We start from the raw sequence: 16,951 nt of genomic DNA, 5'->3' as shown, positions 1-16,951 counted from the left end.
CGTTCGACGGGCGCGGGCTACTCGCGGTCGGAGCCGTCGGGGCGGTCGTCGCTCGACGAGGTGTCCGGGGACGACCCGTCGTCGCTCCCGTCGCCGCCGTCGTTGCCCGAGTCGTCGCCCTCGCCGTCGGTGGGATCGTCCCCGGCACCGGGCAACTCGTCGAGGTCGCGCTTTATCGACTCCAGTTCGGCGTCCACGTCGACCGAGGCGGCGTCGTCCGTGTCGTCTCCCTCGTCGTCGAGCGGCGACGGCTCGTCGGGGGCGTCCGTCGCGGCCGGGTCTGTCCCGTCCTCGGAGGGGGTACTCTCCCGGATCCGGCGCTGGATCTCCGCGCGCAGTTCGCGGGCGTCGTCGAGCAGTTCGGCGGCCTCGTCGTCGTTCGGCCGACCCTCGACGGCGTCCTGGAGACCGACCAGCGCCTCGTCGAGCCGCGAGAGCGTCGACTCGCTGGCCGATTTGGCCCGCTCGCGCAGCTGTTCGGTCTCCCGACGCGCTCCCTCGGCGCCGTCGGCGAGCCGCAACGCGCGCTGGAGGAGTCGCAGGGCGCGGATGTTCGTCTCCAGGACCAGGATGAACCCGGGGATAGCGACCTCGCTGGTGAACCGGCGCAGGTCCCGCGGCGTCGGGAGGCGCGGCCCGTCGTCGGGCCGCGGGGGCTCCAGTTCGTCCTCGAGTTCGCGGAGCGTCCGGACGAGGTCGGCCACCAGCCGCGCAAGGTCCTCGTCCGAGGAGTCGTCTGCCATGTCCCGTCCTTCGGGGGCCGACGGAAAAAACGTCACCACTCGCGCGACAGGCGGCCGACAGGACCGGGCCGACCCGAAGATTACGGGTCCACGTCGGGGAACTCGGCGGGAAGCGGCGCGGGGCGGCCGGGGTCGGAATCGACGGTCGCGAACGCGCTCTCCGCCGAGGACGTGCGGACGGCCGCCATCACGTCGAGGACGTGGCCGGCGAGCGCACCACCGGTGCGGTGCTCCCAGTCGCCGCGGACGGCGAACGCCAGGTCCGCCACTCCCGCGCCGCGACCGGCCGTGTACTCGTGGGTCAGCGGGACCGTCTCCCAGTCGTCGTCGGCGTGGTCGCGCACCCGGACCGGTCCCTCGAAGTGGTTCGGGTCCGGCAGCGCCAGGGTCCCCTCGGTCCCGTAGATCTCGAAGGCGGGCGAGGGGAGCGTCGACGCCTCCACGTCGAAGCTCATCAGCAGGTTCGCCGTCGCGCCGCTCGCGAAGTCGACGACGCCGGCCTCGTGGGTCGGCACCTCCACGTCGATCTCCTCGCCCTTCCGCGAGTCGCTCCCGATCGTCCGGGTCTCGCGGGGCCGCGAGACGGAGCCGGCCACGCGCTCGGCGCTCCCGAGCAGAAAGACGAGCGCCGTGAGGTAGTACGGCCCCATGTCGAACAGCGGGCCGCCGCCCTCCTGGTAGTACAGGTCGGGGTTCGGGTGCCAGAGCTCGTGGCCGGGCGACGTCCAGTGGGCGGTCGCGCCGACCGGCTCGCCGATGCGGCCCTCGTCGAGGACCTGCCGTGCCGTCTGGAGGCCCGCGCCGAGGACCGTGTCGGGCGCCGACCCGACGAGCAGACCGGATTCGGCGGCCCGGTCGCGGATCGCCGCGACTTCCTCGGGCGTCGTGGCGAAGGGCTTCTCCGTGTAGACGTGGTTGCCCGCGTCCAGCGCGTTCGTGATGACCTCCGCGTGGACGCTCGGCGGTGTCAGGTTGACGACCGCCTCCACCGCGTCGTCGTCGAGCAACTCGTCGACCGCCATCGCCTCGATCCCGTGTTCGGCGGCCGTCTCGCGCGCCAGCTCCGCGTCCAGGTCGGCACAAGCGACCAGGTCGAAGGCGTCGTGGACGTCGTCCGCCGCGAGATACCGGGAGCTGATGTTACCACAACCGACGAGACCGACCGAGAGCGGATCCATGGTCTGGCCTACGCGAGCGAGTTAATCAATCCCCCGACTCCGGACGAACGTTCCGCCGAGCGGTTCCGCCCCCGCTCCCGGACACCGAAACCGACCGCAACGCTTATTTCTTTAGGTTCGCCTAAATCGGGATATGGAAGCAACGGACGAGTCGGCGGCGGGGGGTCGCCCTCGGGTCGACGAGATCGACGGGGACGCGCAACCGGACTTCTCCGACTGCCCCGAGATCGCCGCTCACTCCGCGACGGAGACGCGAACGGTGTTCGTCGAGGCGGACAACGGCGACGGCTGGATCGCGACCGACCTCACGGTCGAGATCCGAGAGTAGCGCTCACTTCTCGGCGGCTTCCGGGGTGACCAGCGTGTCGTCCTCGAGGTAGTGCTCGACGTGGTGGGCGTCCTCCTCGACCTGGACGAGGACCTCGCGGAGGATCTCGGCGGTGGCGTGGTCGCCCAGATCGGCCGCGAGCTCGACGTGCTCGCGGAGGCTCTCGATGTTGTCCCCGAAGATCGCGAGGTCGTGCTCCAGCGACGTGCGGACGTCGTACACGTCGTCGCCCTCGAACTCGACGGGCGCCGTCTCGGCGATGTTCACCGGGTTCGAGACGGGCGTCCCGCCGAGCGCCTGGAGCCGCTCGGCGAGCTCGTCGGCCGCCTCCTCGGCGTGGTCGGCCGCCTCGCCCAGGAAGACGTGCAGGTCGCGGAACTCCGCGCCCTCCACGTTCCAGTGGTGTTTCTTCAGCTGGTGGTACAGCACGTACGTCGACGCCAGGTCCGCGTTCAGCGCCTCGACGATCTGTTCGGCCTTCCCCCGTTCGAGCCGCAGCGAGTTCTCCTCGACCGTACCGGCCTCCTGTAGAACGTGCTTCTGGGTGCTCATTGCGTTCCGATCGACGGTCGCTCGACGCATAAAGATTGCCATTCCAAAAGTATTTTTCCGATTGTTCGAAGTTTAATTCAGGTCTCAGAACCCGATCGTCGCAAACGCGTTCTTCGTGACAGTTCAGGGACGAGTCAAGACGATCGCGGCGTCCCCGTCCAGCCGCTCGGTTTCGACGCCCGCTTCGGACGGGGCGGCCCGCGCCTGCGCGTCGTGAACCGCCAGGAGAGCTCCGTTCTCGCTCTCGTTCAGGTCGAGGTCGTCGGTGAACTCCTCCCAGACGTGGGCCGGCAGCGCGAGGTAGTACGCCCCTTCGGTCCGACCGACCAGCGGGTCCTGATGGAAGTAGTTGCGCCACTCGTAGACGATGTCCTCGACGCCCGGCAACTCGCGGACGTTCGACTGGTGCGTGCGGACGATGGTGGTCAGGCGCTCGACGGCGACGCCGTGGTCGGCCGCGACCGACTCGACGACCGCGTCGTCGAAGGCCGCGAGTTCGTCTCTGGTCATTCGCCGACACTGGGCGCGCCAGTGCATTTACGATTGCGCTCCGTCCGGAGAGGCGCGCATCCCCTGCGAGCGAGTTCACGAAGCGGGCGACCGACCGGGGGTTCGAGGTCGAGGTCCGCGAGTTCCCGGAGGGGACAAGACCGCGGCGGACGCCGCCGAGCCGGCGGATGTCACCGTCGAGTGACCGACGCCGCGGGGTGTGACCTCCCGGGCGGTCCGGTTCGCGACGGCCGGTCCGCCCGTCTTCCTGCGATGTGAGAAGCCGGGCCAGCTTATAAAGCCGGTCGGGGCGAACTCCGGAGTAGATGGGCGAACTAGCGACACTGTTCGGACCGAAACGAGTCGCCGTCGTGGGCGCGACCGACCGGGAGGGGTCGGTCGGGCGGGCGATCACGGCGAACCTCCTCGCAGACTTCGAGGGGGACGTGGTCGCCGTCAACCCCACGAAAGACGAGGTCCTGGGACTGGAGAGCCACGACGGCGTCGGGGCCGTCCCCGACGTGGACGTGGCCGTCGTCGTGGTCCCGCCCCCTATCGTCCTCGACGCCATCCGCGAGGCCGCCGAGGCGGGGATCCGCGACGTGGTCGTCATCACCGCCGGCTTCGGCGAGTCCGGCAGCGAGGGCGCCCGCCGCGAGCGCGAACTCCGGGAGCTCGCCGCCGAGTACGACCTCAACGTCGTCGGACCCAACAGCCTGGGAATCATGAACACCGGGGTCGGGCTCAACGCGACGTTCGGCCCCGAGAACGCTCGGAAGGGGTCGATATCCTTCATGAGCCAGTCGGGCGCGTTCGTCACCGCCGTCGTCGACTGGGCCAACGACCGCAACCTCGGCTTCCACAACGTCGTCTCGCTGGGCAACAAGGCCGTCCTCGACGAGTCCGACTTCGTCCGCGAGTGGGGCGAGGACCCCGAGACCGACGTGATCTTGGGCTACCTCGAAGACGTGGTCGACGGCCGCGCGTTCGTCGACTCGGCCCGCGAGGTCTCGCGGGACACACCCATCGTCGTCGTCAAGTCCGGCCGCACCGAGGCCGGCGCCTCCGCCGCGGCCTCCCACACCGGCGCCATCGCCGGCTCCGAGGAGGCCTACGAGGCCGCCCTCGACCAGGCCGGCGTGCTCCGCGTCGACACCGTCCAGGACCTGTTCGACTTCGGGTCCATCCTCGCGGGCCAGCCCCTGCCCGAGCGCGACGGCGTCGCCATCGTCACCAACGCCGGCGGCCCCGGCGTGATGACCACCGACGCCGTCGGCGACTCGGACCTCTCGCTCGCGTCGTTCACCGACGACACTGTCGAGCGGTTCCAGGACGCGCTCCCCGACGAGGCCAACGTCTACAACCCGGTCGACATCATCGGCGACGCGCCCGTCGAGCGCTTCGCGGAGGCGCTGGACATCGCGCTCGCCGACCCCAACGTCGGCGCCGCCGTGGTCCTGGCCTGCCCGACGGCGACGCTCTCCTACGAGGCCCTGGCCGACGCGGTCGTCGACCTGCAGGCCGAGTACGACACGCCCGTCGCCGCGACGCTGATGGGCGGCTCGTCGGCCCGCGACGCGAACGAACGGCTCTCGCAGGCCGGCATCCCGACGTACTTCGACCCCGCCCGCGCGGTCCGCAGCCTCGACGCGCTCCGGGAGTACCGGGCGATTAGCGAGCGGGAGTACACCGAACCGGAGACCTTCGACGTGGACCGCGAGGCGGCCCGCGAGATCCTCGAATCGGCCGCCCGCCGGGACACCAACCGGCTCGGCGTCGAGGCGATGAGTCTGCTCGACGCCTACGGCATTCCCACGCCCGACGGCGAGATCGTCGACGCCCGCTCGGACGCGGTCGAGGCGGCGGAACGGATCGTCGGTGGGGACGGTGAGGACGGCGGAGGCGGTGACGACGGCAGAGGCGGAGACAGCGAGGTCGTCATGAAGATCGTCAGCCCGGACATCCTCCACAAGTCGGACATCGGCGGCGTCGCCGTCGGTGTCCCGCCCGAGGAGGTCGGCGACACCTACGAGGACCTGGTGACTCGCGCGCGCAACTACCAGCCCGACGCGACGATCCTCGGCGTGCAGGTCCAGGAGATGGTCGACCTCGACAGCGGCGTCGAGACCATCGCCGGGATGAACCGCGACCCGCAGTTCGGCCCGCTCGTCCTCTTCGGCCTCGGCGGCATCTTCGTCGAGGTGCTGGAGGACACGACGCTCAGGCTCGCGCCCGTCAGCGAGCAGTCGGCCCGCGAGATGATCGACGAGATCGACGCCGCGCCGCTGCTGCGGGGGGCGCGGGGCCGCGACCCCGTCGACGAGGCCAGCGTCGTCGAGACGCTCCAGCGCCTCTCGCAGCTGGTCACCGACTTCCCCGCTATCGTGGAACTGGACATCAACCCGCTCGTCGCCACCCCCGACGGCGCCCAGGCCGTCGACGTGCGACTCACCATCGACCAGGAGCAACTATGAAACCGATATTCGTCACCTCGACCGGAGAAGGCACCGGCAAGACAGCCATCGCGATCGCCGTCGCGAAACTCGCCCAGGACCGCGGCCTCGACGTGGCCTACTTCAAGCCCAAGGGCACCCGCCTCAAGAGCCCCGTCGGGAAGACCCGCGACGAGGACCCGCTGCTCGCGAGGGAACTGCTCGGCATCGACGCCGATCTGTCCGAGCTCGAACCCGTCGTCTACTCCCCCGCGTTCATCGAGGAGGCCATCCGCGGCAACCGCGACGGCGAGGTCCGCGAGCGGGTGCGCGAGCACTTCGACGCGCTCGACGACGACTACGACCTGGTCGTCGTCGAGGGGGGCGGCCGCCTGGAGACCGGCGGCATCGTCGGCCTGACCGACCCCGACGTGGCCGAACTGCTCGACGCGCGCGCCCTCGTCGTCGGCGGCTACGCCAACCCGGCCGACGTGGACGGCGTGCTCGCCGCCGCCCGGCAGTTCGAGGGGCGGCTCGCCGGCGTGCTGTTCAACGCCGTCGCCGACGCGAACTTCGACTCGCTGAACACGGACGTGGTGCCGTTCCTCGAAGCGCGGGACATCCCCGTCCTCGGCATCGTCCCGCGCGTGCAGGAACTCGCCGGGATCACCGTCGCGGATCTGGCCGACGCGCTCGACGCCGACCTCCTCAACCCCGAGGCCTCGACCGACGGCTTCGTCGAGCGGTTCGCGGTCGGCGCGATGGGCAGCGACGCGGCGCTGCGACACTTCCGACGGATGCGCAACGCCGCGATGGTCACCGGCGGCGACCGCTCCGAGATACAGGCCGCCGCGCTCGAAGCGCCCGGTATCGAGTGTATCGTCCTCACCGGCGGGCTCAGGCCCTCGGGCGCCATCCTCGGCAAGGCGGCGGAGGCCGACGTGCCGGTCCTGCTCGTCCAGTCCGACACCAGGGTGACCATCGACCGCGTCGAGGAGGTGATCTCCACCGGTCGGACCCGCGACCCGGAGACCGTCGAGCGGATGGTCGACCTCCTTGCCGACCACGCCGATCTGGCGGGGCTGCTCGCGGACGGCGAGTCGACCCTCGACACCGATCCCGAGACGGGGAGCGACCCCGACCCCGTCACCGACGACGACACCGACACCGATACCGACGGGGAGTGACATCGCGGCGACCGGGGATCGACGGACCCGAAACGGTCCTCGTAACCGGGCCCTGCCGGTCCGGCGACGGCGTCGAGACGGGGTAACGCTGTCTTACCCCGACATCGGGGGAACATCGGACGGCGAACGATCGCGTACTCTTTTAATCTAGCGAACCCGCGTTTCCGATGGAGCCAGTCGGCTCCGTAGTGTCACACGCTGGGGCGTCCCGCCCCACCGTTCCCCTTTGTCCCGGAACGACCGCCCGACAGCGGCCGCCCCGTCCGGTCGGAACCGCTTCGGGTCCGAGACGGGTCACTCCGTCGGAAACGCGTCGGTCGGGAGTCGTTCGCGGACGCCGACGACGGCGTCGCGGGGCTCGTCGATAGTCAGCGGCGGCAGCGTCCACACCGGACGTTCGGTCATGTCGGCGAGCACGTCGGGGTTGGTCCGCTGGGCGACGGTGGCGCCCTCGTACTCGTCGAGGACGACGCCTTCGACCGCACAGCCGCGGCGTTCGAGCGCTTCGACGGTCAGCGCCGTGTGGTTGAGCGTCCCCAGCCCGGAGCGAGCGACGACCAGTGCGGGCACTCCGAGGTCCGCCACGAGGTCGACGACCTCCCGGTCGTCGGCCAGCGGGACGCGCAGCCCGCCGATCCCCTCGACGACGCCGACCGCCGCCTCGGCGAGTTCCCGCTCGCATCCCTCGCGGATCGCGTCGTACGAGAGATCGACGCCCTCGCGCTCGGCGGCGACGGCCGGCGCGAGCGCCGGTTCGAGCCGTTCGAGACAGGTCGCGGCCGCGTCCGTCCCGCAGGCGTCGGCGACGAAGCCGGCGTCGTCGTCCGGCGGATGGCCTGTCTGTGCGGGTTTGACGGCGCGGGCGTCGACGCCGACAGCCCGGAGCCACCCGACCAGCCCGGCGGTCACCACCGTCTTCCCGACGCCGGTGTCCGTGCCGACCACGGCGAAGTCGGTCACGCCCTCGGCGGACAGTCCCTCCGCCTTCCCGTCGGTCACAGCAGTCCCACCTCCCGGCCGGCCGACTCGAAGGCGTCGAGACAGCGCGCCACCTCCTCGTCGGTGTGGGTGGCCATCGGGGCGACGCGGATCCGGGCGGTCCCCTCCGGCACCGTCGGCGGACGGATGGCCGGCGCGACGATACCCGCCTCGGCGAGTCGCTCCCCCAGTTCCAGCGCGGCTTCCCGATCGCCGACCAGTACCGGGAGGATCTGCGTCTCGCCGAGTACCTCGTACCCCATCGACGCCAGCCCTTCGCGGAGCGTCGCGACGATGTCCCAGAGCCGCTCGGCCCGGTCTGTCTCGCGGGCGATCCGGAGCGACTCGCGGGCGGCACCGACCGCCGGCGGCGCCAACCCCGTCGAGAAGACGAACGAGCGCGCGGCGTTCAGGAGGTGCTCGACCAGCGCCTCGTCGCCGGCGACGTAGCCACCCTGGCTCGCCAGCGCCTTCGAGCACGTGCCGAGCTGCACGTCGACGCGGTCGGCCAGCCCCTCGCGCTGGACGACCCCGCCGCCGTCGCCGAACAGTCCCGTCGCGTGGGCCTCGTCGACCATCACCCACGCCCCGAACGCTTCGGCGGCGTCGCAGATCGCGTCGAGGGGAGCCACGTCGCCCTCCATCGAGAACACCGAGTCGGTGACGACGAGCCACTCCTCGTCGCTCCCGTCGTCGAGCGACCCCGCCGCGCGCTGGGCCAGCTTCGCCCGCAGGTCGTCGGGGTCGGCGTGGTCGTAGACGACGGTTTCGGCCGCGCCGACGCGACAGCCGTCGACGATGCTCGCGTGGTTGAGCTCGTCCGAGAACACCACGTCGGGGCCGAGCGCCTCGATCGTCCCGACGTTGGCGGCGTAGCCCGAGGAGAACAGGAGGGCCCGCTCGCACCCCTTGCAGTCTGCGATGTCGCGTTCGAGCGCGCGGTGGAGCCCGGTGTCGCCGGTGACGAGTCGGGAGGCGCCGGCGCCGGTCCCGACGGCGCGAGCGGCGTTCTCGGCGGCCTGCAGGACGCGGCGGTCGCTCGCCAGCCCGAGGTAGTTGTTCGAGGCGAACACGAACCGCTCGTCGCCGTAGTCGGGGGCGCCGCCGCGCGGGTCCGACGAGAAGCGGGTCCGGGCGCCGACGGACTCGGCGGGGTCGAGGTGGCGGCGCAGCCCCGCGCGCTCCCGTTCGCGCAGTCGCGCGTCGAGGTCGAAGCCGCGATCGGTCATACCCGTGAGCGGGACCCGCTCGCCCCTCGTCCTTTCGGTCCCGGGCGCTTCTGTCCCCGGTAGCTCCGCCTACCCGTCCAGATACGAGACGAAGACCATCCCGTCGGTCTTCAGCTCGTACTCGACTCCAGTCGCGAGTTTGTTGTAGTTGAACGGGTCGGTCACGACGTGGTAGCCGTTCGGCGTCTCGCGAGTGAGGGCGACCTCCGTGTGGTCCCGCAGGTCGTCGACGAGCGCGTCGCGGTCGGCCGCGGTCGCGTCGTCCAGATCGAAGACGAAGTTCGTCTCGTCGCGGCAGGCGTCCGACTGCAGAGTCGACACGAACTCGCCGTCGACCCGCTTGAACTTCGCCCGGACGCCCTCGTCGCCATGGATCCGCCCCTCCAGCCAGTCGTCCATCGACCGCCGGAGTTCGAACGTCGCCTTCAGCGCGTCGCGGGCGTTCGCGGTCAGGTAGAGCCTGAATCGCTCGTCGAACCGGCTCGCCGCGTGGTCCAGCTCGGCGGCCTTCCGGTCGAGATCCGACTCGTCCTCGACGACCTTCCGGATCGCCGGTGCGGTGTTGCTCGTCGTCCCCTCGTTCTCCTTGGCCCGCGCGAGCGCCACGAGCAGGTACACCCGGTCGCCGCCGAACTCGCAGTACTCGCCGAACGGCTCCGTGTCGACCATAGCGGTCCTGGGCGGGCAGGGGACTAAACGCTGGTCGAAGCGTGCGAACGGTGAACGAAGTGCTGCGGGGACGCGACCCGCGGCTCAGAAGCTCGGCATGACGTCCGCGGGGCCGTAGACGCCGTAGTCGCCCGCGCGGTTCCGGAGGACGGCCGCTTTCAGGTAGCCCAGCGCGGGGCCGTTGACGTTGGCCGCCATGCTCGTCGCGTCGTCGAGTTCGAAGGTGTTGGTGCCGCGCTCGCCGTCGAAGGTGGTCCCGGTCACGCGGACGGTCGTCGTCGTCGGCTTCTCGTCGGAGCGCACGTCGAGGACGCCGCCGACGGACACGTCCTCGGCGTCGCAGATACCCGCCCGCTCCAGGAGCACGTCGTCGGCGTGTTCCATGTCGCGGAACTCCAGCCGGCCGCCGTGCTCGTCGATAAGCGCCTCGATCTCGGACTCGCTCATCTCCCGAGCGCGCTCGATGTCGTAGCCGTCGAGGTGGGCGATGTCCTCGCGGACGGTCCCGCGGTTGTCTTCGTATCCCGACTTGAGGCCGACGCCCCACCAGATCTCGACGCTGTCGACTTCGACGAACGACTGGGCCGCCAGCGCCGCGGCGCCGGTGAGGAAGCCGGGTGTCGCGCCCGCGCCGCAGACGAAGGTGATGCCGCTGTCCTCCAGACGGTCGGTGCGGTCGTCGAGCATCCCGATGACTCGCGAGCGCTTGAGCACGTCGACGAGGACGCCCCCGTAGTCGGCGTCGGCGAACCGCTCGGCGACCCGCGGGATGAAGTCGTGTTCGAGGTTCGGGAGCGCCAGCAGGACCGCGTCGATGGCATCGCTCTCGGCGATCACGTCGTCGATCGGCGTCTCGGTGGGTTCGCCCTGCGCGCTGGCGACGATGCCGGCGTCCTCGCCGGCCTGTTTGACGCCGTCGCTGGCGGTCCCGTCGTCGCCGACTGAGCCGCCCTCCGCGGCCGTCGCTCCACCGTCAGAGCGCGGCTCTGACGAGGTCTCGCTCGCGTGGCTCGCGAGACCGCCGTCCGACGCGTAGTCGCTCTCCGGGGTCGCGGGCGTGTCGCCGTCCGCTTCGGGGCCGGAGGCGATGTTCCCCTCGGTCGCGTCGAGGAGTTCGTCCACGTCCAGACCCGAATGGTCGACCGCGACGCCGTTGCGGTCGCAGGCCGCGACGGGCGTCAGGCCGCCCTTGTGTCGCGCCACGTCGAGCGCTCGTCTGCCGATGCCACCGGTGCCGAGCACCGCGAATGTCACGTCGTCGTCCATGTGTCTGAGGTGAGTCCTGAAACCGCGTCGTCAGTCCGAAACGTTGCTGGTCGCGCTGCCCGCGGCGGTCTCCGCGTCGGCCGCGTCGCCGCCGTCGGGTTCGGCCGGTACGTCCGCCCCGCTCTCGTCGTGGCGAGCCTTGACCGCCGCCGGGTCGAAGTCGTTGGCCTCGGTGTTGGGTTCTAGGCCGGCGCGCTCGACGACCTCGATGTCGTCGGCGGGGGACTGGCCCTCGGTCGTCAGGTAGTCCCCGGTGAGCACCCCGTCGGCGCCGGCCTCGAACGGGAGGTGCTGTTCGTCCTCGTCGAGGTTGGCCTCGCGACCGCCGGTCAGCCGTACCCGCGCCTCGGGGTGCAGCAGCCGGTAGACCGCGACGGTCGCGACGATCTCCTCCGTGGTGATGTCGGCGCCGTCGTCGAACCGCTCGCCCAGCGGCGTCCCCGCGACCGGATTGAGGACGTTCACCGGGAGCGAGGAGACGCCGACCTCCTGCAGGGCGACCGCGGCCTCGACCCGGTCGGTCGGGCTCTCGCCCATGCCGAGGATGACGCCGGCACAGAGGTCCATGCCGGCCTCTTTGGCGACCTCTAGCGTCTGCACGCGGTCCTCGAAGGCGTGGCTGTCGACGATCTCCGGGAAGAAGTCCGGCGAGGTCTCGATGTTGTGATTGTAGTGGTTGAGTCCCTCCGCAGCGAGGATCGCCGCCTCCTCCTCGGTGAGGATGCCGAGCGAGGCGTCGACCTCTACGTCGGTCTCGTCGCGGACCAGACGGATGGCTTCGAGGACTTCCTCCCACTCCTCCGGGCGGTGTTCCTTCGAGACGCCCTTCTCGGCGACGACGATGCCGAAGCGCTGGGCACCGTCGCGTTCGGCCCGCTCGGCGGCGTCGAGGATCTTCTCGGGACCGAGGAAGCCGTAGTTGTCGATGCCGGTGTCGAAGTGGACCGACTGGGCGCAGAAGCCGCAGTCCTCGGCGCAGTCGCCGGCCTTGGCGTTGACGATCGAGCAGGCGTCGACCGTGCCGTCGCCGAACTCCGCGCGGACGGCGTCGGCCGCCGCCGCCAGCTCGTCGACCGGCTGTGCGATCAGTGCCAGTCCGTCGCGGCGGTCGAGGCGCTCGCCCGCCAGCACGCGCTCGACGGCGTCGTCTATCGTTCGGTTGCCGGTCTCGTAAACCACGATCGGTGTATCGGTTGACGGCTGCAAAAAAGTTCCCCAGCGAGCGGGCGGCCGGCGGTCGGCGGCGTCACTCTCCCCAGTAGAACCGCGGCGCGAGGAACATGTACCCCAGCGCCGCGACGAGGAGGAAGCGGGGGAGGACGCGCCCGTACGCCAGCGGCGCGGCGATGGCGGCGGCCTGGACGACGCCGAGGACTCCGGCGTCGCGGGCCAGCAGTTTCGGGTAGGGAACCGGTGCGACCATCGCCACCGAGAGGACGGCGGCGACGACGAGCAGGCCCGGGACCCAGGTCAGCCCGGCGAGGTAGGCGGCGGCCAGGATGGTCGCGCCGAGCGTGTTCTGGATGCCCGGGCGGTTCTCCCCCTCGCCGACGAACTCGCTGTAGAGGCTGGTCCGCAGGACCGAGAAGACGACGAATGCGGCCCCGACGCCGACGGCCGCGACGGCCTGGGCGGGCGGTGCGGCTCCGATCCCCCCGCCCAGCCACCCCCACTCGGCGCCGGCGATCCCGACGACGAGCAGCGCGGGGGTCGCACCGAACGACACCACGTCAGTCACCGAGTCGAGCAGGGGGCCGACCTCGGTGCCGCCGAAGGTTCGGGCCGCGATCCCGTCGAGCGCGTCGGCGATGGCGGCCAGCAGGACGAGCCGGGCGGCGAGGCGGGGGTCCGAGAGCGCGACGACGCCGGCGGCGAACCCGACGACGGCGTTGCCGAGCGTGATGGCGTCGGCGACGCCGAGGCGCTCGCGCACGCGCAGCCCCTCGTTCATACCAGTCCGGTCGGTGAGCGGGTACATCAATCACGGGGAAGCGCGGTCGTCGTCGCGCTCCCGGGAGCCACCGGTGGAGCGCCGGTCGGCCGTCGGAAAGCCAGAAGGCATTTGTGACGCTCGGGCAGACACGTAGAGCAAGGCAACCACATGACACCCGTCGAGGCCCTGGCCTGCGAACGATGCGGGCGCCGGTACGCGCCCGCCGACGTCGAGTACACCTGCCCCGAACACGACGGCGTGGGCGGCATCCTCGACGTACGCTACGATTACGACGCCGTCAGCGACGAACTCGCCGGCGTCCTCGACGGACCCACCGGGGACCTGTGGACCTACGAACCGCTGTTGCCCGTCGACGGCGATCCCGTGAGATTGGGCGCCGGCGGCACCGACCTCCTCGACGCGCCCGCGCTCGGCGACGCGCTGGGCGTCGATGCCCTCGTGAAGAACGAGACGACCAACCCCACGGGCTCGAACAAGGACCGCGGCAGCGCCGTCGCCGTCTCGCGGGCGCGCCAGCAGGGCCACGACACGGTCGCCTGCGCCTCGACCGGCAACGCCGCCGCGTCGCTCGCCGGCTACGCCGCCCGCGCCGATCTGGACTGCCGCATCTTCGTTCCCGCCGACCTCCCCGAAGCCAAGGCCGTCCAGCCGCGTCTCTACGGCGCGACCGTGCTGGGCGTGGACGGCACCTACGCCGACGCCTACGAGCTCTGCCGGGAAGTCTCGGCCGAGCGGGGCTGGTACAACCGCAACGCCGCGATGAACCCCTACGCCGTCGAGGGCAAGCGCACGCTCGGGTTCGAACTCGCCGAGGAGGCCCCCGACGCCGACTGGGTCGCGATGCCGATGGGCAACGGCTGCTCGCTGGCCGGCGTCTGGAAGGGACTCCGGGAGTTCGAACGGCTCGGCGTCGTCGACGACACACCGAGACTGCTCGGCGTCCAGGCCGCCGGCGCGACCGCCATCTACGACCGCTTCGTCGCCGAATCGGACGACAGCGACGCCGCCGGGTCCCGGAGCGAGGAGAGGGGCGACGGCGAGGACACGACCGCCGACAGCATCGACGTGGGCGTCCCGCACAACGCGGGCAAGGCCTGCCGCGCGCTCGCCGAGAGCGGCGGCGACGCCGTCGTCGTCTCCGACGAAGCGATCCTCGACGCCCAGCGACTGCTCGGGGAGTGCGAGGGCGTCTTCGCCGAGCCCGCGAGCGCCGCGGCGGTCGCGGGGATCCACGCCGCGGTCGAGCGCGGCACTATCGCGCCCGGCGAGCGCGTCGTCACCGTTGCGACGGGGACGGGACTCAAGGACTCGGCCAGCGCCCGCGAGGCCGTCGACGACGTGATCTCGGTCGACGCCGCGGGACAGGGCCTGCCCGAGGACCTCTGAGCCGTTCCGCTCGCTCAGTTCTCGTCGACCTCGCCGAGCCGGAGCCGCGCGGCCGTCACGACGGTCCCGCTGACGAGGATGGCCAGTTGCCAGCCGTGGCGGACGACCGGGAACATCCGCTCGGGGTCCTCGACGGTGTCCGGGTCGGGGCCGCCGCCCTCCCCGCCCGGGTTGGGGTCGACGCCCGTCGAGATGTTGACCTCCTGGGAGGAGCCGCGGCTGCGCGGCCCGGTCTGCTCGGTCTCGGGGCTCAGGTCGACGTAGCTCTGGACGATCCCGCGCTGGTCGGACACCTCCAAGCGGCCGTCGAGGACGTAGAACTGGTCGTGAAGCGGCCACAGCGGGTTGACGCCGTGGTCGACGAAGTCGAGGCCGACGCCCGCGAAGGCGAGCGCGACGACGCTGACCCACGCGAGGCGAACCCCCTCCGGCCCCCAGCGCCCCCGGACGAACGAGCGGTCGCGCACGCGCAGGTCGACGTACAGCAGCGCGCTCGCGGCGATCGGGACGAGGTAGGTGTGCAGGAGCGTCCGGTGGCCGGCGACGAACACGAGGGCCAGAAACGAGTCCAGGTCCGGCGCGGCGACGACGGCGAGGACGACCAGCAGCGACCGACGGTCGAAGGCCGACCCCAGCAGCGCGGCGGCGATCGTCCCGCCGAAGGCGAGATGCACCAGCGTCGAAGGCATACCCGTGGCTGTGGGATGCAATGGCATAACCTTTCAGGGCGCCCCGGCGACCGCCGAAATCGAGCGGAGCGGACGCGCAGCGCCGCTCGTCGGCGGTATCGGCCGTTCCGCCGCTTCTATAACCCTCGGAGGAGAAGCCGGCGGCGATGACCGCCCTGGAGCCCTGGATCCGGTTGATCGCGGGCGTCGGCGTAGCGCAGGCGCACAGTTCGATGACCTCTCTCGAGGTCTGGGGCCGACTGATCGCAGGGGTCGGGTTGATCCTCGCCAACGGCTTCTTCGTCGCGATCGAGTTCGCGCTGACGCGGGCGCGACAGTTCACCGAGGAGGAGTTCGTGGACGGCAGCGCGGCGCTCGAACGGGCCTGGGAGATGACGAACAACCTGGAGATCTATCTGACGACCTGTCAGGTGGGAATCACCGCCTCCAGTATCGCGGTCGGGATCGTCGCCGAACCGGCGCTGGCGGCGATCTTCTTCCCGCTGTTCGAGGGGACGCGGCTGGCGACGGTCGGCGCCGGCGCCATCATCGCGTTCCTGATCATCAACCTCGTCCACCTCACCCACGGCGAGCAGACGCCGACGTACCTGGGCGTCGAGCGCTCGCGGATGGTCTGTCGGTACGGCGCGGGGCCGCTGTACTGGTTCAACTGGGCCATCTCGCCGCTGATCACCCTGGGCGACTGGATCGCCAAGGCGACGCTGGGGCTGTTCGGCATCGAGATGACCGGCGCGTGGCTCGAGACCGAGGAGGACGTCATCGAATCGCGCGCCGACCTGCGCAACAAGATGGGGTCGGTCCTCGACGAGGGCGACCTCTCCGAGGAGCGCCGCGACGAGGTGATGAACGCGCTCACCATCGGCGAGCGTCCCGTTCGCGAGGTGATGGTCGACGCCGAAAACGTCGTCGCGCTCTCGACGACGGCCGACGCCGAGGAGAACTTCCGCCGCATGGAGGCGAACCCCCACACGCGATACCCGCTGGTCGGCGGGGACCTCTCCGACTTCAAGGGGATCCTCTATCTCCCCGTGCTCGCGGGCCACCGCGAGGACCTCGCGAACGACGAGGCGATCGACTTCGAGAACCTGGCGGCGCCGCCGATGACGCTCTCGCCGGACGTGGACGTGAGCGACGCCATCGACCAGTTCCAGGCCGAGAACCAGGAACTCGCCCTCGTCATCGAGGACGGCGAGGTGGTCGGGATGGTCACCGTCACCGACCTGCTCGAATCGGTCACCGGCGACATCGAGGACCCGATCGACACCGGCGACGCGACGATCGACTGACTCCCCCGACCGCCGCCGTCACGTCTTGTGCGGTCCGCCGCCGTCAGACGTGCTGACCGACGATTTCTCGCAGCGCGCCCTCGTCCTGGACGCCGACGCGCCGTTCGGCCGGTTCGCCGTCGACGAACAGGAGCAGCGTGGGGACGCCCCGGACGCCGTACTCGCGGGCCAGCCCCTGGTGGGCGTCCACGTCGACTTTCGCGACGGTCGCGTCGGTCGTCTCGGCGATGTCCGCGACGATCGGTTCGAGCATCTTGCAGGGGCCACACCAGTCGGCGTAGAAGTCGACCAGCACGACGCCCTCGGACACGACGTCCTCGAAGTCGGCCTCGGTCTCGACGTGGACCGGCTCGTCGGGGGTGATCGCGTCCCCGTCGTCGGTCGCGGAATCGCCCTCGGTCCCGTCGTCCGAGAGCGTCGAACTCGCTCCCGCTTCGAGTCGTTCCCGTTTCCGCTCGCGGATCCGTTCGAGTTCCTCGTCGGTCGCGTCGTCGCTGGCTTCGCTCATCGCCGTTCCGTAGGGGTCGCTCCCGTTTAACCGCCACGGCGTCGCGTCCGTCGGACGCACGGACGACGCCCGACGGA

Annotated in this window: 17 protein-coding genes; 5 read left to right on the top strand and 12 right to left on the bottom strand. The window is 71.0% G+C overall.

Annotated features, from left to right (window positions below; genetic code table 11):
• Positions 1-17 precede the first annotated feature (17 nt).
• Both HZS55_RS15570 and HZS55_RS15565 read right to left on the bottom strand, forming a co-directional pair.
• Entirely contained in the window at positions 18-743 is a 726-nt protein-coding gene (locus HZS55_RS15570) for a DUF7547 family protein (RefSeq protein ID WP_179908498.1), read from the bottom strand.
• A gap of 80 nt (positions 744-823) precedes the next feature.
• Positions 824-1,921 (bottom strand): Gfo/Idh/MocA family protein, encoded by a 1,098-nt coding sequence (locus tag HZS55_RS15565; RefSeq protein WP_179908497.1) that lies wholly within the window; start codon positions 1,919-1,921, stop codon positions 824-826.
• A 133-nt stretch (positions 1,922-2,054) separates the two neighbouring features.
• Between HZS55_RS15565 and HZS55_RS15560 the strand changes: the two genes are divergently transcribed.
• On the top strand, positions 2,055-2,249 hold the full coding sequence (locus HZS55_RS15560) for a hypothetical protein (protein ID WP_179907686.1): 195 nt from the start codon (positions 2,055-2,057) through the stop codon (positions 2,247-2,249).
• A gap of 3 nt (positions 2,250-2,252) precedes the next feature.
• On the opposite strand, the gene dpsA is transcribed toward HZS55_RS15560, so the two are convergent.
• Together dpsA and HZS55_RS15550 are read right to left on the bottom strand one after the other, a co-directional pair.
• Positions 2,253-2,801 carry a DNA starvation/stationary phase protection protein DpsA gene (gene dpsA, locus HZS55_RS15555; RefSeq protein WP_179908496.1) on the bottom strand — a complete coding sequence of 183 codons (549 nt, stop codon included), beginning with the start codon at positions 2,799-2,801 and terminating at the stop codon, positions 2,253-2,255.
• A gap of 123 nt (positions 2,802-2,924) precedes the next feature.
• A complete protein-coding gene (locus tag HZS55_RS15550; RefSeq protein ID WP_179908495.1) occupies positions 2,925-3,311 on the bottom strand; it encodes a hypothetical protein in 387 nt (128 codons plus the stop codon).
• Positions 3,312-3,616: 305 nt separating this feature from the next.
• Between HZS55_RS15550 and HZS55_RS15545 the strand changes: the two genes are divergently transcribed.
• On the top strand, positions 3,617-5,764 hold the full coding sequence (locus HZS55_RS15545; protein ID WP_179908494.1) for an acetate--CoA ligase family protein: 2,148 nt from the start codon (positions 3,617-3,619) through the stop codon (positions 5,762-5,764).
• Positions 5,761-6,909: a phosphotransacetylase family protein gene (locus HZS55_RS15540; RefSeq protein ID WP_179908493.1), complete on the top strand. Its 1,149-nt coding sequence runs from the start codon at positions 5,761-5,763 to the stop codon at positions 6,907-6,909. The genes HZS55_RS15545 and HZS55_RS15540 overlap by 4 nt, the downstream gene beginning before the upstream one ends.
• A 294-nt stretch (positions 6,910-7,203) precedes the next feature.
• Here HZS55_RS15540 and bioD read toward each other — a convergent pair whose 3' ends face one another.
• The 6 genes from bioD to HZS55_RS15510 form a co-directional block, all read right to left on the bottom strand.
• Positions 7,204-7,908 (bottom strand): dethiobiotin synthase, encoded by a 705-nt coding sequence (gene bioD / locus HZS55_RS15535; protein ID WP_218927234.1) that lies wholly within the window; start codon positions 7,906-7,908, stop codon positions 7,204-7,206.
• Complete coding sequence (locus HZS55_RS15530; protein WP_179908492.1) at positions 7,905-9,116, bottom strand: aminotransferase class I/II-fold pyridoxal phosphate-dependent enzyme; 1,212 nt, start codon at positions 9,114-9,116, stop codon at positions 7,905-7,907. Before HZS55_RS15530 ends, bioD begins: the two co-directional genes overlap by 4 nt.
• Before the next feature lie 69 nt (positions 9,117-9,185).
• Entirely contained in the window at positions 9,186-9,785 is a 600-nt protein-coding gene (locus tag HZS55_RS15525) for a hypothetical protein (protein ID WP_179908491.1), read from the bottom strand.
• Between the two features lie 84 nt (positions 9,786-9,869).
• Positions 9,870-11,051, bottom strand: coding sequence for a transcriptional regulator (locus tag HZS55_RS15520; protein WP_179908490.1), 1,182 nt, complete (start codon positions 11,049-11,051; stop codon positions 9,870-9,872).
• A 30-nt stretch (positions 11,052-11,081) separates the two neighbouring features.
• Positions 11,082-12,230, bottom strand: a complete 1,149-nt coding sequence (gene bioB / locus HZS55_RS15515) for a biotin synthase BioB (protein ID WP_179908489.1) — start codon at positions 12,228-12,230, stop codon at positions 11,082-11,084.
• Positions 12,231-12,297: 67 nt separating this feature from the next.
• Positions 12,298-13,002, bottom strand: a complete 705-nt coding sequence (locus HZS55_RS15510) for a protein sorting system archaetidylserine synthase (RefSeq protein WP_179908488.1) — start codon at positions 13,000-13,002, stop codon at positions 12,298-12,300.
• A 150-nt stretch (positions 13,003-13,152) separates the two neighbouring features.
• Here HZS55_RS15510 and thrC point away from each other — a divergent pair, with 150 nt between their 5' ends.
• Complete coding sequence (gene thrC, locus HZS55_RS15505; RefSeq protein ID WP_179908487.1) at positions 13,153-14,391, top strand: threonine synthase; 1,239 nt, start codon at positions 13,153-13,155, stop codon at positions 14,389-14,391.
• Between the two features lie 14 nt (positions 14,392-14,405).
• Here thrC and HZS55_RS15500 read toward each other — a convergent pair whose 3' ends face one another.
• On the bottom strand, positions 14,406-15,080 hold the full coding sequence (locus HZS55_RS15500) for a metal-dependent hydrolase (protein WP_179908486.1): 675 nt from the start codon (positions 15,078-15,080) through the stop codon (positions 14,406-14,408).
• A gap of 212 nt (positions 15,081-15,292) precedes the next feature.
• Here HZS55_RS15500 and HZS55_RS15495 point away from each other — a divergent pair, with 212 nt between their 5' ends.
• Complete coding sequence (locus tag HZS55_RS15495; protein ID WP_179911896.1) at positions 15,293-16,366, top strand: CNNM domain-containing protein; 1,074 nt, start codon at positions 15,293-15,295, stop codon at positions 16,364-16,366.
• A gap of 43 nt (positions 16,367-16,409) precedes the next feature.
• Here HZS55_RS15495 and trxA read toward each other — a convergent pair whose 3' ends face one another.
• Complete coding sequence (gene trxA, locus HZS55_RS15490) at positions 16,410-16,874, bottom strand: thioredoxin (RefSeq protein WP_179908485.1); 465 nt, start codon at positions 16,872-16,874, stop codon at positions 16,410-16,412.
• Positions 16,875-16,951: the final 77 nt, after the last annotated feature.

This window comes from Halosimplex rubrum, from assembly GCF_013415885.1.
Classification (GTDB): domain Archaea; phylum Halobacteriota; class Halobacteria; order Halobacteriales; family Haloarculaceae; genus Halosimplex; species Halosimplex rubrum.
Note: the sequence above shows the minus strand (reverse complement) of the source record. Positions and strands in the feature narration are given on the sequence as shown.